This window comes from Lolliginicoccus lacisalsi (genome assembly GCF_014841105.1).
GTDB classification, from domain to species: Bacteria; Actinomycetota; Actinomycetes; order Mycobacteriales; family Mycobacteriaceae; genus Lolliginicoccus; species Lolliginicoccus lacisalsi.
Window position 1 is genome coordinate 240523 of record NZ_JACYWE010000003.1, and the last position, 15580, is coordinate 256102.

Here is a 15580-nt window from a genome sequence, read left to right on the forward strand (position 1 = left end):
TAAAAGCACCGGAAACCGCCAAACGCGATAGAAACTGGCCGGGCTCCTCCGCCGCTTCTATCGCGTTTGCGCCACTTGGGCCGGCGCGACCTGGCCAACGAACGCCGCGCGCCCGAACGCCGCGCGCCCGAACGACGCGCGCCCGAACGCCGCGCGCCCGAACACCGGCGCCACCGCCTAGCGAAAGGCGTTCTCGCCGGTCAGGGCCTGGCCGAGGACGAGCTGGTGCACCTCGGACGTCCCCTCGTAGGTGATGACAGTCTCGAGGTTCGCCGCATGACGCATCACCGGGTACTCCAGCGTGATGCCGTTGGCGCCGAGGATCGTCCGGCACTCGCGAGCGATCGCCAGCGCCTCGCGGGTGTTGTTGAGCTTGCCCGCGCTGACCTGCTCCGGGGTGATTTGCCCCGAATCCTTGAGTCGGCCGAGGTGCAGCGCGAGCAGCATCCCCTTGCCATACTCGACGGCGCCATCGGCGATCTTCGCCTGGGTGAGCTGGTACCCGGCGATCGGCTTGTCGAAAACCACGCGCGCCTTCGCGTACTCGATGGCGGTCTCCAGGCAGGTGCGCGCGGCACCCATCGAGCCGAACACGATGCCAAACCGGGCCTCGCCCAGGCAGCCCAGCGGTGCCCGCAGGCCGCGCGCGCCCGGCAGCAGCGCCTCGGCGGGCAGCCGCACACCATCGAACGAGAGCTCCGCGGTGACCGAGGCCCGCAGGGACAGCTTGCGGCGCATCACCCGGGCCTCGAGCCCTGGCGTCCCCGCGGGCACGAGGAAGCCGCGCCCCCCGTCGTCGGTGCGCGCCCACACCACCGCCACGTCCGCGACGGTGCCGTTGGTGATCCACATCTTCGTGCCATCGAGGATCCAGTCCTTGCCGTCGCGGCGCGCCCGGGTCCGCATGCCGCCCGGGTTGGAGCCGAAATCGGGCTCGGTCAGCCCGAAGCAGCCGATCAGCTCGCCCGCGGCCATTCCGCGCAGCCATTGCTGCTTCTGCTCGTCGGAGCCGTAGGCGTGGATCGCGTGCATCGCGAGCGAGCCCTGCACCGACATGAGGCTCCGCAGTCCCGAGTCCACGGCCTCGATCTCGTGGCATGCGAGGCCATAGGCGGTCGCGGAGGTGCCCGCGCAGCCGTAGCCGTCGAGGTGCATGCCGAGCAGGCCGAGGCTGCCGAACTCCCGCGCCACCTCGCGCACGGGCAGCGTGCCGGCGTCGTACCATTCCGCGATGTGCGGACGAAGCTCCCGGTCGGCGAACGCGCGCGCCGTGGCCCGCACGTCCAGCTCCTCGCCGGCCAGTAGTCCCTCGATGGCGAACAGTTCATCCACAGACGTCATGTTCCATGTCTACCGCACGTCGCGCCGCCTCGTGGTGATCGGCGCTAGGGGCGGCGCATCGCCACCGCCAGCGCCACTGCCGCGATGCCGATGAGCTCGCGCGCGGCGAGGTCCTGTCCCAGGATGGTCCAGCCGATCAGCGCGGAGGTGACGGGCAGCAGCGCGAGCAGCGTGGCGAAGTACGCGCGCCCGGCGGTGCGGAGGATCACCTGGTCGAGGCCATAGGGAATGACGTTGGCGAGCAGGCCGAGGCTGATGCCGAGAAGCAGCACCGTGACCGCGGGCGTGCCGGGCTGCCAGGAGCCCGCGATCACCAGCACCAGCGGTGATGTCACCAGCGCGGCCACGGCGAACCCGACGGCGAGGCTGTCGCGCGGTGATCCTGCATCGGCGACGCGCGCGCCCAGCACGATGTATCCCGCCCAGAGCAGCGCGGCGAGCAGCGCGAGCGCCAGGCCGAGCGGCGACCCGGCGAGGTGCACGTCCGCGATGAGCAGCACCCCGCCCGCGGCGCTGGCGAGGGCGAGGACATCGCGCGGGCCGCGTGATCCCCAGGCGGCGACGAGGATGGGACCGATGAACTCGAGCGCCACGGCAGTGCCGAGCGGTAGTCGCGCGATGGCCTCGTAGAACGCGATGTTCATCAAGGCGGTGATGGTGCCGAACGCTCCGGCGAGGATGAGGCGCTGGCCGGTCCAGGCGTGCCGCTGGGGGCGGACGATGGCGAGCAGGATCAGCGCGGCACCGAGGATTCGCAGCCACGCCACGCCCGCCGGGGGCAGGTAGGCGAACAGCAGCACGCCCGTGGCCGCCCCGGCATACATCGACGTGCCGCTGGCGAGCATGAGCGCGGGCGGGATCGCTCGTGCTCGGGCGCGGGGCGTCAGGGTCGGCACAGGGCAAGCCTCCCCGATCACCGAGCCGCGCGCATCCTCATTCTCCGGTGGTGCGGGATGCGCTCGTGGGCCGGATGGGCGCGACGACGGGTCCGGATGGGCCAGGCAGGATCTGCACGGACGCGCCGTAGTGCTGCTCGATGATCGGGGCCGTCAGGATCTCGCTGGGGCGACCGGTGGCGACGACCGTGCCACGGGCCAGCAAGACCATGCGGTCGGCGTACTGGGCGGCGATGGACAGGTCATGCATGGTGGAGACGACAGTGAGCCCGCGCTGGCGGCGCAGCTCGTCGACGAGCTCGAGCACATCCTGCTTGTGGCTGATATCGAGCGCGGTGGTGGGCTCGTCGAGCAGCAGCAGTGGTGCGTCCTGGGCGAGCGCGCGGGCGAGGAAGGCTCGCTGCCGCTCGCCGCCGGAGAGCTGGTCGAGGCGGCGCCGAGCGAAGGTGCCCAGGTCGAGCATCGCGAGGGCGTCATCGGTCGCGGCGTGGTCGAGCGCGGTCTCGGCGCGCAGCAGCGGGACGTGGGGGGTGCGCCCGAGCAGCACGTAGTCGCGGACGAGCATGCCGGGCGGGATGATGGGGCTCTGCGCGACGGTAGCGACTAGCCGGGCGCGTTGCCGCGCGGAAAGCCCGGCCGCGCGATGGCCATCGATGAGTGCCTCGCCGCCGTGGCGGACCAGGCCGGTGATGACGCGCAGGAGCGTGGACTTGCCCGCGCCGTTGGGGCCGATGATCGTCACCCACTCGCCGCGCCCGACATCGAGGTCGACGCCGTGGAGGACCTCCCGGCCGCCGAGGCGCGCGCTGGCCCCGGCAACGGAGAGCATCGGCACGGTCCCTGCCACGGTCACGGCCCGGTCCGCCTGGTTGCCCGCAGCACCAGCACGAAGAACGGGGCGCCGAGGAACGCGGTCACCACGCCGATCGGTACCTCACGGGGCATGTCCACAGTGCGGGCGGCGAGGTCGGCGAGCACCAGGAACGCCGCGCCGAGCAGCATGGACATTGGCAGGATCACGCGATAGGACGTGCCTAGCAGCATGCGTACCAAGTGGGGGACGATGATGCCGACGAATCCGATGAGGCCGGAGACGGACACGGCCGCCGCGGTCCCCAGCGAGGCGGCGGCGAGCAGCGCGATGCGGATGTACCGCGGGTCGAGGCCGAGCCCGGCTGCTTCGTCGTCGCCCACCGACAGGACGTCGAGCGGGCGCGCGAGCAGCAGGATCACCACGGCGGAAATGATGGCGTAGGGCAACAGCATCCTCACTTCGCCCCAGGTGGCGCCTCCGAGCCTGCCCAGCAGCCACGTATAGACCTGGCGGATCACCTCGACGTGGCGCTGCAGGACATAGGTCTGCAATGCCGTGAGGAACGCCGAGACGGCCACGCCCGCGAGGATCAGCGCCTCGGCCGAGCGCGCCCGCCCGCCTGCCGCGCCGAGCAAGTAGGTGGCGGTAACGGCGCCGAGCGCTCCGGTGAACGCGGCGAGGGGAGCGGTCACGGGCAGTCCTGCCGCGGTGCTGGGCTGGAGCGCGATCACCACGGTCACGCCGAGCCCGGCCCCCGCAGCAACGCCCAGCAGGTACGGCTCGGCCAGCGGATTGCGGAACACACCCTGGTAGGCGGCTCCGGCGAGGGCGAGCATGGCCCCCACGAGCATTCCCAGCGCCACACGGGGCAAGCGGATGCGGGTGACGATGGCGGCCTCGCGCTCGGTGAGCCCCGAATCGATGCCAACGCCAGGCAGGAGGTTCAGCACTTCCAGCGTGACGCCGCGCAGGGGCAGGCCCGCCGCTCCGAGGGCGAGGCCCGCGACGCCCGCGAGGACGAGGACCACGATGCCGCCCGCGATCCACCACGGCCGCCCGCGCTGCCGCATCACTGGATGGTGTCGGTGGCCCGCGCTACCTCGGCGACGAGATCCACGGTGCGCGGTCCCCACCGCGCGGCGATGTCCGCGTCGAGCGGGAAGATCGTGCCCTCGCGCACCGCGGTGATGGTGCCCCATCCAGGCCGTTCCGAGACAGTTTCCGCATCCACGCCGAAGCCTGAGTTCATGAGGAAGATGACGTCGGGATCCGCCGCGACGATCGCCTCCGCCGAGAGCTGCGTCGAGACGGTTGCCTCGTCGTCGGCGATGTTGCGCAGCCCGAGCTCCTCGAGCAGGGAACCCACGAGGCTGCCCGCGGTGTAGGTCCAGTAGGTGTCGTCGATCTCGATGTAGTAGGTCAGCGGTTGCTCGCGCTCGGGGGAGTCCGCGACGAGCTTGCCGATATCCGCCCGCATGCGCTCGACGAGATCCTCGGCGTCCGGGGAGTTGCCGGTGAGGGTGCCGAGGTCGGTGATCTGGTCATAGACAGCATCGATGGTGCGGGGATCATCGGGTGCGACGAACGCCGTGATGCCGAGGGTCCCGAGCTGGGGCACGATCTCGTCGCCGAACGCCGAGACGATCACGAGGTCAGGATCGTAGGACGCGATCGCCTCGATGTTGGGCGAGAACCCCGAGAGATCCGTGATCGGGGCGTCGGCAGGATAGTTGGAGTACTCATCGACGGCCACCACCTGGCTGCCCGCATCGATGGCGAAGAGCATCTCGGTCACCGCGGGGGAGAGGGAGACGATGCGCTCGGGCTCGGCATCGACGGTCGTCCCGTCGACCGTCACCGGGAACGTTCCGCTGTCGCTCGTCGCGCCCGGGTCGCCCGTGCCCGGCTCGCTCGTGCCGCAGCCGACGAGCAGCAGGAGCGATCCTGCCGCTGCCGCCATCCTCAAGGTTCTCATCGCGCGCCTTCCTGCCAGTAGCTCGATGGTGCGCGTCGCTGCGCGCGAGCCTCGATCAGCCTACCGGTGCGGGCGGAGCACCACGTCTACCAGGTATTGCGGCTACGATCCCCAGCCCGGGCTGGGGGGCGGATCGGTGTTCAGCGTGGTGCGCATCAGCATCACGTTGTATTCCGACCACAGCGATACCGTGAAGAACAGCTCGTCCCCGCTCGACCACGGGTGAATGTACGGGGCGTAGAGGCCCCCGGGGAATGCCTGCGCCGTCATGATGGCCTCGGGCGCGCTCCAGGGTCCCTGCGGCTGGCTGGCGGTGCGGATCACCACGCTGCCAATGTCGTTGGTATAGAGGGCGATGAACTTGCCGAGATGCTCGTTCCAGGTCACGGACATCTCGCTGACCGGGGCGGGAATGACCACCGCCGCAGCCCCAGGATCCTCGCTCGTCCAGGCGTCGCCATCCCAGTACTCGTACGCGGTGAGGTCCAGGATGTCGGCCTCCGCCACACGAGCCACCCGTGCCGCGCCGAACCGTCCCGACGGCGTGCCGAAGGTGTAGACGAAGCCGTCGCGCTTGGCGTAGGCGGTCATCTGGAAGTTCTCGTTGCCGTCGATGACGTCGATCCCATCGAGGTTGCCCTCGGTGTTCTCGCGGATCGTGGCGACATCGACCTCCCAGTTCTCGCCGTTGTCCTCGGAGACCGCGATCGCCGAGAAGTTGGTGGTCCACCGGCTCGGCGGTCCCCACTGCTTCACGGACATGAAGTTGATGTACTGCACTCCGTCCACGGAGATCCCAGCCGTGGGGATGACGGTGAACTCCTCCGGGGCCAGGCCGAGCTTGTCGATGATCTGCTTGGCGAAGCTCGGCTTGTCGACCGTGACGGGCGAGCCGCCGTAGAGGTAGCCGTCGTCCTCCTCGGTGAGGGGGTCAGGGATGTCGAGACCGTCGCCGGGCGTGGCGTCGGAAGCGCGCATCAGCGTGTTGTAGCGCCATTCCTGGTCTGGCTTCGAGCAGTCGCCGAAGGTGTCGCCATAGGCGATGAGCACCTGGCGCTCATCGCCGGTCGCGCCGTTGTCCCACATGATGCCCAGGTCGGTGCCCGAGATCGAGAAGCGCGACGACGTCTGGTTCGCGCTGCGCGGCCCGGTCAGCCACTGCACGAGCCGGGCGGGCGAGGCGATGCGAGCACCGACGCGCTCGCTGAGCAGCTCCACGCCCACTGGCCCATCCGCGGTGAGCGGCTTGCGCCCGAGCGGCGTCCCGATGACCGCGCGCCCCTCGTCGGACTCGATGTTCGCTCCGCCGGAGGAGCCGCATGGCTGGGCCATCGCGCTGATCGGGGACACGGTCTGCAACCCTGCTCCGATAGCGAGCGCTAGCCCCAGGGAGACCGCCTTGCCAGTTCGCACACCTGCTCCTCACGTTCACGCAAGCAAAACCTGCTTGCGCGAAAGCATGTGCGCCACAACGCATTGTTGACCCTCGATTGGGCCGCCCCGTCACCGAAGCGTGACGGCTTGGTTGCCGCGGCTCGATGTCCGGCCCGCTGCTGTGGTTCCGGGCGCTACATCGGGCACTGCGACCTAGCTCCAGCCATGCTGCTCGCGCAGTACCTCTGCCACTGCATCGAAGCGGCCCCGCCCCAGGATCGCGCCCTCCCGGCGGATACCTTTCTCGGGCACATCGATCACACGATCGAGCCGTACCCAGCTCTCCCGCCCCTGGGAGTCCCATGCGCCACTGCCGATCGGCAACCAGTCCCGGTCACCACCGTGATCCTGGCTCGACAGCATCAGCCCGAGCAGCGTCGCACCCTCGCGGCCCACCACGAGCACGGGGCGATCCTTGCCCTGGCTCGCATCCTCCTCGTACTCCACCCAGGTCCACACGACCTCGCCCGGATCGGCATGGCCATCAAGCTCCGGCGCATAGGCCACCCGCCGGGCACGTTCCCGCGTCGGGCGCGAGCGCCGCGGCATGCTCGACGGGGATGGCACGGGGGCTGGGGCGGGCGTGGTTGCCTGTGGAGCACGCGCGGGCGTGGTCGCGCGAGCATGACTCGTGCGCTGCGTGCTGAGCTGCTGCAGCAGCCGGGGTGCCTCCCGCGCCACGGCACGGCCGAGCTGGCGGACGACGGGGTTCTTCCAGAATCCACTCATGCCGGATGAGTCTAGGCGGCAGGTTACGGCGCGCTGGCCCGGCCGCGGTGGGGTGCTCGCGGGTGCTCGCGGCCGGGGCTCTCCCGAGGCATCCCGAGCCATTCCGCACTAAAAGCACCGGAAACTCCCAAACGCGATAGAAATTCGGCCGGATCCCCGGTGGTTTCTATCGCGTTTGCAGCCACCGCTCGCCTGGCGCACACCACCGACCAGCCCACCGCTCGCCGCCCGGCGGCCTCCACCAGCGGCGTCAGATCATTCCCTTCGCGGTGAGCCAGTGCATCGTCGGCCATCCCAGGAAAACCGGAAGCCATGTGGTGAGCACCCGGTACAGCAGCACAGCGGGGACGGCCGTTGCCGCGGGCAACCCGAACGCGACCAGGCCACCGATGAGCACGGCTTCCACCGCGCCGACGCCGCCGGGGGTGGGGGCCGCGGAGGCGAGCGTCCCGCCGACCATGGTCACCACGGTGACGGTGACGAACGTCGTTCCTCCACCGAACGCCTCGACGCTCGCCCACAGGGCCAGCGCCATGCCCAGCGTCGTCATCGCCGAGCCGAGGAAGATGATGCCGAACCGCTGCGGGTCACGCGCGAGGTCGCTCAGCTCCCCGGCGACATCGCGCAACTGCGGCACGATCTCCCGCCCGAGCCACCGGCGCAGCGCCGGTACCAGCATCGAGGTGCCTACGATGCCCAGGGCCGCACCGACGATCAGGTAGATGATGGTGGGGTCGGGAACGATCTGCTGGATCTGTGCCGTGGTGCCCGCGACGACCGCGAAGAGCACGAGCAGCGACACATGGGTGATCACTTGCACGGACTGCTGCAAGGCCACCGCTGCGGTGGCACGAACGCCGCCCAGTCCACCTTTCTGGAGGAATCGCACGCTCAGCGCGAGGCCTCCCACCCCGGCCGGGGTGGTGGTCGCGGCGAAGGTGTTGGCGAGCTGCACCACGGTGAGGCTGCGGAAGCTCACGAGGCCGTTCGCGCAGGCCCAGAGGGCCGCCGCCGCGCCGAGGTAGGTCAGCCCGGACACTGCCAGCCCGATCATTGCCCAGCCCCAATCGACTGTGCGCAGCTGGTCATAGAACGTGGGCACCGCGCTGATGAACGGATACGCCACATAGACCAGCGCGACGAGCAGCACGAGCTGGATGGCCTGGTTGCGGGTGAGGCGCGTGACCTGCTCGGGCTTGATCTGGTCGGCGCCGGTTTGCCGCAGCACCTCATCCCGCGCGCTCGCCATCGTCGCGGAGGCGTCGGTCACGGAGCGTCGCAGCCCGACGGGGATCGCGGTGCGCGTCAGGCGGGATGAGGCGGCGAGAACTTGTTGCGCGCCCATCTCGGCGATCGCGCTGCGCACTGCAACTTGATGCCCTGCCAGGGCGGTGGTCGTGATGAGGAGCTGGGCGATGTCGGAGTAGAGCTGTTGCTCCGTGGCCCCGAACTCCGCGGCTCCGAAGCCTCCGAACAACGCCGCGTCGCCGTCCATGCGGATCTGCGAGGCACGCAGGTCGCCGTGGGCGATCCGGTTCTCGTGGAGCAACCGCAATGATCGCCACGCGCTGGTGACGGACTCCTCGCTCGCGCTCTGCTCGAGAGGGGTGCCTCGCATCCGGGTGCGCGAGTACAGCACCCAGCCGCGATCGAGCGCGGCCACCACGAGCGGGCGCGAGCTCGCTAGCCCCAGATCGTCGATGGCGATGCCCATCAGCGCGCGATGCTCCACTGCCCGCTGCAACGAGGCGTGCAGCGGCGCCGTTTCCTCCTCCCGGAACGACAACCATCGCCACACCTGGCTCAGCGCGCGGCTCGACCCCTGGTAGGGGCCATACAGCTCGACGATCGCTTCCTCGTCCAAGCCTGACCCCGTCGAGGACAGCACCAGGGGGCCCGTGCCGGCCGGGCGAAGCACCGTGAAGCGCGATGTCGTGTGCCCGTGGCGGGCCAGTACCTTTGCCGCCGTGGCGAGCGGGACCTCCAGCGCGGGGGTGCCCACCAGCAGCACGGTGACCGCTCCGACGAACCAGCCCACCGCGAGTCCTAGCACTGTGCGAGCGGGGACCACGGTGCTCACCACGAGATGGATGGGTACGAACGCCAGCAGCAACGCCCACCACCAGCGACGCCACAGCTTGGGCAGCCAGGGGCCCGCTACCGTCAGCACCGCCGCGAGCCCCGCGATCCAACGCGAATCGATGAGGAATTGCGACAGGAAAGAGTTCAGCTCCAGCTCCGTGGCGCCCTCGAAGCTCAGCCGCGAGGTCGTCAAGCCCTGTGGAGTGATCGATAGCAGCAGTCCGGCGATGTTCCCGGCCAGGAAGTACGCCACGACGAGCTTCCATTGCAGGCTCGCGAGCACACCGATGAGGATCGCGAACGGCAATGCCAGGATGACCAGCCCGTATAGCAGGTACACCAGGTTCGCCTGCTCGGGCGAGAGCACTCCCACGATGTTGGAGACTGATCGCTCGAGGTCATTCCACTTGTTGCGGGTGATCTCGGACGCCGCGATGACCAGTGAAACCAGCACGACCGACGCGACGACCCGCACGATGTCGGTGGTCCGGCGCGAGCGCGGCTGCAGCAAGTTTCCCGCAACCGGGATCTCCCGCCCCTTGACGCGCATCGGCTCGACTCCTGCTCGCTTCTCGATCGCGGACACGATCCATCCGCCAACATATCGTGCCGCCTTTGCCCGCAACGGGCTAACCACGGGTGATGGGCGAAATGCGTTGGTCTGGTGGAGGGTTGGCGGAAGCCCCCGGGCGCTCGCCAACGGCACCTGACTGGATCACCCCGCTGCGGTCGTGCGTTGTGAGGTGCGACACAATAGGATGATCATGCGCGGCGCGGACGGTGCCGCGATGCTTCGTGAGCAGAGGAGTCGATCATGCGGCGGAAGCTAGCTGTGGTGGCAGCATCGGTGATGATGGCGTCGGGCGTGTCTCTGGTGGCAGCACCGGCTGCGTCGGCCCATCCCGGGGTGGGTTTCGAGGTACACGATACGCAGGAGCAGTGCTTGCAGAGCCTGTTCAACCACGTCGTGGCGGGGCAGTGGCGGATCAACTGCATTGGCTTCCTGCGGACGCCATACATCCTTTTCCACTACTGATCTTGGTCGATCGGGGGTGGCGGGCGCACGCTGTTCCGCTGCCTAAACAGCGCGCGTGTGCCACCCCTACGAGGTACCTGCCACCCTCCGATCGCAGCAGCCACGCATATGGCGGTGGCCGCTGTGCTTTTTCAGTGGCTGCTGAGCGCGATGGGTAGCCACTGCACCGCCGATCGAGTGCCGGCGCCTCGATCGGCTACCGCCAGAAGGTAGCGGCGTTCTCGGCGAGCACGAGCAGCGGGCCCGGTATGATCCCGAGCGCGATGGTGAGCGCCGCTGTGATGCCGACGACGGCGTAGAGGGCGGGACGCGGCGCGATCTCCGCGGGCGACGGGGCAACGGTGGCGGTCGCTTGGCCGTGCTCCCGCGCGCCAATGCCGCTCTCGCTGCCCGTTCCCCGGTCCTGGGTAGGCGTTGCCGTCTCGTCGCTAGGCTCCGTGTCCTCCCCCGAGAGGTAGAGCACCGTGATGACGCGCAGGTAGAACAGGGCAGCGAGCGCGCTGGCGAGCACACCGATCACGACGATGCTGAGGTAGCCGCTCGTCGCAGCGGCCTGGAAGACCGTGAGCTTGCCGATGAACCCACTGGTCAGTGGTATTCCGGCGAAGGACAGCAGGAAGAGCGTCAGCGCGGCAGCGAGCAGCGGCGCGCGGCGGCCGAGGCGGGCCCAGTGCGCGAGGGCGGTGGCATCCCCGGTGTGGCGGCGCAGCAGCGCGAGGGTGGTGAACGCGCCGATGGTGCTCATGCCGTAGGTGGCGAGGTAGAAGAGCGTTGCGGCGGTGCCCGCGGGGCTCGCGGCGAGGACCCCGGTGAGCAGGAAGCCAGCATGGGCGATGGCGGAGTAGGCGAGGATTCGCTTGAGGTCGCTCTGCGTGATGGCAGCTAGTGTGCCGACCGCCATGGTGAGCGCGGCGATGGCCCACAGCAGGGCGAGCCACTGGTCGTGGAGGGCGGGCAGCGCGACGGTAGTGATTCGCAGGAGCGCGACGAACGCGGCGACCTTGGTGGTGGCGGCCATGAAGCCAGTGAGCGGCGTGGGTGCGCCCTGGTAGACGTCGGGGGTCCAGGAGTGGAACGGCGCGGCGCTGATCTTGAACAGCAGTCCGACTGCGAGCAGCCCGGCGCCGAGCAGCGCGAGGCCCGCGCCCTCGGTCGTGGCGAGCGAGGTAGCGATTCCGGTGAGCTCGACCGTGCCGGAGTGCCCATAGATCAACGCGATGCCGTACAGCAGGATCGCGGAGGAGAACGCGCCGAGCAGGAAGTACTTGACGGCGGCCTCGTGGGAGAGCAGCCGCTGGTGGCGGGCGAGCCCGCACAGCACGTACAGCGGCAGTGAGAGGATCTCGAGGGCGATGAACAGGGTGATGAGATCGCCCGCGGCGGGCAGGATCATCATGCCGCCGAGGCTGAACAGCAGCATGGGGAACACCTCCGTGTGGCTCGCGGCCACACGGGCGGCGGTGCGCTCGGCGGCGCTGCCGGGGATCGCGGAGCCCTGCGGGGTGAACGCGTGCAGTCCCCCATTGGGGGCGCGCTCGGCGATGGCGGGCAGCGCGAGCGCGGCGAGGACCAGCAACGTTCCCTGCGCGAACAGTGCGGGCCCGTCGATGTGCAGGGAGCCGATGGCGGGGGTGGTGGTCGTGCCCGCGAGCAGGATGGTGGCGCGCAGGGCGGTGGCGAGCGCGGCGATGGCGAGCACGAGCTGCGCGGCGTGGCGCGCGGCCCGCGGCAGGAACGCCTCGAGGAGCACGCCGACGATGGCGGCACCAAGGATGATCAGGAGCGGGGAGAGGGCTCCGTAGTCGATGCTGGGGCCGTTCACTATCGCTCACCTCCGGCTTCGATGTCGGTCGGGGCGCTTGTGGTGTGCGCGACGGCCGGGGTGATCGCATCGAGCAGCGGCGCGGGATAGGCACCGAGGACGATGAGGGCGGCGAGCAGCGGCGCGATCGCTGCGGCCTCGCGGGGGCGCAGGTCGGGCAGGGTGGCGGTGTTGCTGGTGGTGGGCCCGGTCATGATGCGCTGGTAGGTCCACAGGACGTAGAGCGCGGCGAGCACAAGAGCACCAGAGGCGAGGATCGCCGCCACGGGGTAGGGGCCGTAAGTGCCGATGAGGACAAGGAACTCCGAGACGAAGGGGGCGAGGCCGGGCAGCGAGAGGGTGGCCAGCCCGGCGATGAGGAAGCTGCCCGCGAGCAGCGGGGCGACCTTCTGCACGCCCCCGTAGTCGGCGATGGCCCGGCTGCCGCGCCGGTGGATGAGGTATCCGGCGGCGAGCATCAGCGCAGCGGTGGCGAGGCCGTGGTTGACCATGTAGAGGGTCGCGCCGGCCTGGCTCTGGCTGGTCATCGCGAAGATTCCGAGGACGATGAACCCGAAGTGAGAGATCGAGGCGTAGGCGATGAGCCGGATGAGGTCGGTCTGGGCGAGGGCGAGGATCGCGCCGTAGAGGATGCTGGTGACAGCGAGCCCGACAATGACGGGAGCGAAGGTGTCGGAGGCTTCGGGGAAGAGCGTGAGGCAGTAGCGCAGCATCGCGAAGGTGCCGACCTTGTCTACGATGGCCATCATCATGATCGCCGCGGTGGGCGGGGCGTGCTTGGCGGCATCAGGCAACCAGGTGTGGAACGGCCACAAGGGGGCCTTGATCGCGAACGCGAGCAGGAACCCGAGGAACAGCAGGTTCGCGAGCGCCGGATCGAGGTCGAGGGCTCCGGTCTCGACGGCGCTGGTCAGGGTGCGCAGGTCGAACGTCGGCAGGCCCTGCCGGGCCGCGGCGGCGTAGAGCCCGATGACCGCGGCGAGCATCACCAGGCCGCCGAAGAGGTTGTACAGCAGGAACCGGCCCGCGGCGGTGGTGCGGGCGGCCCGCTCGTCATCGGGCGTGGTAGCGCGGCCGCGCTGGGCGAGCAGGAAGTACAGCGGGATGAGCATCGCCTCGAACAGCACGTAGAACAGCAGCACGTCGAGCGCGACGAACGCTGCCAGCGCCATGGCCTCGGTGGTGAGCAGCAGGGCGATGGTGCTGCGGGATTGGCGGGCAGCGAGGACCAGCAGCGGGGTGAGGGCAGCGGTCAGGGCGATGAGGGCGAGGCCGATGCCGTCGAGGCCGAGCGTGTAGCGCGCGCCGAGCGCGGGGATCCATGGCTGGGACTCGACGAGCTGGTACCGATCGCTCCCGGTGCCGGGGCCGGCCGTCTCGAACCCGATGGCGATGACAGTGACGATCGCGAGCGGCGCCAGCGAGGCGACGGCGGCGATGGTGCGCTCGCCGCGGCCTCCGCCGAGGACGAGCAGCACCGCGCCGGCGGCGGGGACGAGCCACAGCAGCGTGAGCCAAGGGACGGCGCTCATCGGACGCCTCCGATCCAGAACGCGGCGAGGATCAGCGCGGAGCCCGCGAGCATCGCCAGCGCGTAGCTGCGCGCGTAGCCGGTCTGGGTGGTGCGCAGCATCCGGCTGGCAGCGGCGGACAGTGCTCCGACGGAGCTCACGGCGCGGGCGAGCAGGTTCGTGTCGGCGGCGGCGAGGCCGCGGGCGAGGTGGCGGCCGGGCCGCTCGAGCAGCGCCTCGTTGATCGTGTCGCCGTGCAGGTCCCGCCGCGCGGCCCGGGTGAGCATCGAGACACTGGTGGGCGCGGTGATGGGCACGCCATGGGCGGCGTGCTGCCGGTAGGCGATGAGCACACCGATGGCGACGGCGGCGAGCGCGAGCGAGGTGGTCGCCCAGATGGGGAGGCGTGGCTCGGGGTGGTGGCTGCCGATGACGGGCTCGAGCCAGTGGGCGAAGCGATCCCCGAGCGCGAGGAATCCTCCGGCGGCGACGGAGCCGAGAGCAAGGATGATCATCGGCCCGGTCATGCTGGCTGGAGATTCGTGCGGGTGCTGGTCCTCGGCCCAGCGGGGCGCTCCGAGGAACGTCATGAGCATCCCTCGTGTCATGTAGTAGGCGGTCAGGGCCGCGCCGAGGAGCGTGACGCTGCCCAGGATGATGCCGCTGATGCCGTCCGCCGCGAACGCGACCTCGATGATCTTGTCCTTGGAGAAGAACCCGGCGAACGGCGGGACGCCAATGATGGCGAGATAGCCGGCCCCGAAGGTCAGGAACGTGAGGGGCATGGCGGCGCGGAGCCCACCGAAGCGGCGCATATCGGTCTCGTCGTTCATCGCGTGCATGACCGACCCGGCGCCGAGGAACAGCCCGGCCTTGAAGAAGCCGTGAGTGATCAAGTGCATCAGGGCGAACGCGTAGCCCGCGGGGCCGAGGCCAGCGGCGAGCATCATGTAGCCGATCTGGCTCATGGTGGAGGCGGCGAGGGCCTTCTTGATGTCGTCCTTCGCGCAGCCGATGATCGCTCCGAACAGCAGCGTCACCGCGCCCACGGTGACGATGGCGTGGCCGGCGATGGGAGCGGGCTCGATGAGCGGCCCGGACCGGATCACTAGGTACACGCCCGCGGTGACCATGGTGGCGGCGTGGATGAGCGCGGAGACCGGTGTGGGGCCCTCCATGGCGTCGCCGAGCCAGGCTTGCAAGGGTACCTGGGCGGACTTTCCGCACGCGGCGAGCAGCAGCAGCAACCCGATCGCGGTGAGCGTGCTGGTCCCGGCCTCGGGCGCGCTGGCGAAGACGACGTCGAACGCGAGGCTGCCGAAGGTGGCGATGAGGATCATCATGGCGATGGCCAGGCCGGTGTCGCCGACCCGGTTGATGATGAAGGCCTTCTTCGCGGCGGTGGCGGCGCTCGGCTTGTGCGCCCAGAAGCCGATGAGCAAGTAGGAGGCGAGGCCGACGCCTTCCCACCCGAGGTAGAGGCCGAGGTAGTTGTCGGCGAGGACGAGCACCAGCATCGCCGCGAGGAACAGGTTCAGGTAGGCGAAGAAGCGGCGCCGGCCGGGATCGTGGCTCATGTAGCCGAGCGAATAGATGTGGATGAGCGAGCCGACGCCGGTGATGAGCAGCACGAAGCTCATCGATAGTGGATCGAGCAGCAGGCCCATGCCGATGCGCAGGTCCGCGACGGGCACCCAGGTGAACAGCGTGTGGGTGATGGTGCGGTCCTCGCCGGGGCGGCCGAGCAGGTCGACGAGCAGCACCAGCGCCACTGCGAAGGAGGAGATCGCGGCAGCGCACGCCAGGGCCGGGCCCCAGGCGGCGCGTCGTTCGTCGGTGGATGCCGCACCAGCAGTGACGGCAGGGGAGAGCAGCAGGATGGCGGCACCCAGCAGCGGCAAAAGTGGCAGCGCGGTGAGCAACGCGGGGCCGAGGGTCAT

At 69.7% G+C, this 15580-nt stretch carries 12 protein-coding genes; 1 reads left to right on the forward strand and 11 read right to left on the reverse strand.

What is annotated here, in order from left to right:
* Nucleotides 1-177: 177 nt before the first annotated feature.
* From HT102_RS06810 to HT102_RS06845, 8 genes are all read right to left on the reverse strand, one after another.
* Complete coding sequence (locus HT102_RS06810; RefSeq protein ID WP_192038650.1) at nucleotides 178-1341, reverse strand: acyl-CoA dehydrogenase family protein; 1164 nt, start codon at nucleotides 1339-1341, stop codon at nucleotides 178-180.
* A gap of 44 nt (nucleotides 1342-1385) precedes the next feature.
* Nucleotides 1386-2228 carry an EamA family transporter gene (locus HT102_RS06815; protein ID WP_192038830.1) on the reverse strand — a complete coding sequence of 281 codons (843 nt, stop codon included), beginning with the start codon at nucleotides 2226-2228 and terminating at the stop codon, nucleotides 1386-1388.
* 46 nt (nucleotides 2229-2274) lie between these two features.
* Nucleotides 2275-3090 (reverse strand): ABC transporter ATP-binding protein, encoded by an 816-nt coding sequence (locus tag HT102_RS06820; RefSeq protein ID WP_333473319.1) that lies wholly within the window; start codon nucleotides 3088-3090, stop codon nucleotides 2275-2277.
* Nucleotides 3087-4121 (reverse strand): FecCD family ABC transporter permease, encoded by a 1035-nt coding sequence (locus HT102_RS06825; RefSeq protein ID WP_192038651.1) that lies wholly within the window; start codon nucleotides 4119-4121, stop codon nucleotides 3087-3089. Before HT102_RS06825 ends, HT102_RS06820 begins: the two co-directional genes overlap by 4 nt.
* On the reverse strand, nucleotides 4121-5026 hold the full coding sequence (locus HT102_RS06830; protein WP_192038652.1) for an ABC transporter substrate-binding protein: 906 nt from the start codon (nucleotides 5024-5026) through the stop codon (nucleotides 4121-4123). The genes HT102_RS06825 and HT102_RS06830 overlap by 1 nt, the downstream gene beginning before the upstream one ends.
* Before the next feature lie 102 nt (nucleotides 5027-5128).
* The gene (locus HT102_RS06835) at nucleotides 5129-6439 is read right to left on the reverse strand and encodes a DUF4185 domain-containing protein (protein WP_333473320.1); all 1311 of its coding nucleotides are present in this window, start codon (nucleotides 6437-6439) and stop codon (nucleotides 5129-5131) included.
* A gap of 174 nt (nucleotides 6440-6613) precedes the next feature.
* Entirely contained in the window at nucleotides 6614-7189 is a 576-nt protein-coding gene (locus HT102_RS06840; RefSeq protein WP_192038653.1) for a type II toxin-antitoxin system PemK/MazF family toxin, read from the reverse strand.
* Nucleotides 7190-7439: 250 nt separating this feature from the next.
* The gene (locus HT102_RS06845) at nucleotides 7440-9821 is read right to left on the reverse strand and encodes a lysylphosphatidylglycerol synthase transmembrane domain-containing protein (RefSeq protein ID WP_192038833.1); all 2382 of its coding nucleotides are present in this window, start codon (nucleotides 9819-9821) and stop codon (nucleotides 7440-7442) included.
* Nucleotides 9822-10085: 264 nt separating this feature from the next.
* Between HT102_RS06845 and HT102_RS06850 the strand changes: the two genes are divergently transcribed.
* Entirely contained in the window at nucleotides 10086-10307 is a 222-nt protein-coding gene (locus tag HT102_RS06850) for a hypothetical protein (protein ID WP_192038654.1), read from the forward strand.
* A gap of 196 nt (nucleotides 10308-10503) precedes the next feature.
* On the opposite strand, the gene nuoN is transcribed toward HT102_RS06850, so the two are convergent.
* Genes nuoN through nuoL form a run of 3 tightly spaced genes read right to left on the reverse strand, consistent with a single transcriptional unit; the run spans nucleotide 10504 to nucleotide 15580 of the window.
* On the reverse strand, nucleotides 10504-12132 hold the full coding sequence (gene nuoN / locus HT102_RS06855; protein ID WP_408611329.1) for an NADH-quinone oxidoreductase subunit NuoN: 1629 nt from the start codon (nucleotides 12130-12132) through the stop codon (nucleotides 10504-10506).
* Nucleotides 12129-13661 carry an NADH-quinone oxidoreductase subunit M gene (locus HT102_RS06860; RefSeq protein WP_192038656.1) on the reverse strand — a complete coding sequence of 511 codons (1533 nt, stop codon included), beginning with the start codon at nucleotides 13659-13661 and terminating at the stop codon, nucleotides 12129-12131. The genes nuoN and HT102_RS06860 overlap by 4 nt, the downstream gene beginning before the upstream one ends.
* Nucleotides 13658-15580 (reverse strand): NADH-quinone oxidoreductase subunit L, encoded by a 1923-nt coding sequence (gene nuoL, locus HT102_RS06865; protein ID WP_192038657.1) that lies wholly within the window; start codon nucleotides 15578-15580, stop codon nucleotides 13658-13660. Before nuoL ends, HT102_RS06860 begins: the two co-directional genes overlap by 4 nt.

Excerpts from the sequence above, each read along its gene's own strand:
- HT102_RS06810 (WP_192038650.1), bottom strand. The coding sequence starts at position 1,341 with ATGACGTCTGTGGATGAACTGTTCGCCATCGAGGGACTACTGGCCGGC.
- HT102_RS06825 (WP_192038651.1), bottom strand. The coding sequence starts at position 4,121 with ATGCGGCAGCGCGGGCGGCCGTGGTGGATCGCGGGCGGCATCGTGGTC.
- HT102_RS06830 (WP_192038652.1), bottom strand. The coding sequence starts at position 5,026 with ATGAGAACCTTGAGGATGGCGGCAGCGGCAGGATCGCTCCTGCTGCTC.
- HT102_RS06840 (WP_192038653.1), bottom strand. The coding sequence starts at position 7,189 with ATGAGTGGATTCTGGAAGAACCCCGTCGTCCGCCAGCTCGGCCGTGCC.
- HT102_RS06845 (WP_192038833.1), bottom strand. The coding sequence starts at position 9,821 with ATGCGCGTCAAGGGGCGGGAGATCCCGGTTGCGGGAAACTTGCTGCAG.
- HT102_RS06850 (WP_192038654.1), top strand. The coding sequence starts at position 10,086 with ATGCGGCGGAAGCTAGCTGTGGTGGCAGCATCGGTGATGATGGCGTCG.
- HT102_RS06860 (WP_192038656.1), bottom strand. The coding sequence starts at position 13,661 with ATGAGCGCCGTCCCTTGGCTCACGCTGCTGTGGCTCGTCCCCGCCGCC.
- nuoL (WP_192038657.1), bottom strand. The coding sequence starts at position 15,580 with ATGACCCTCGGCCCCGCGTTGCTCACCGCGCTGCCACTTTTGCCGCTG.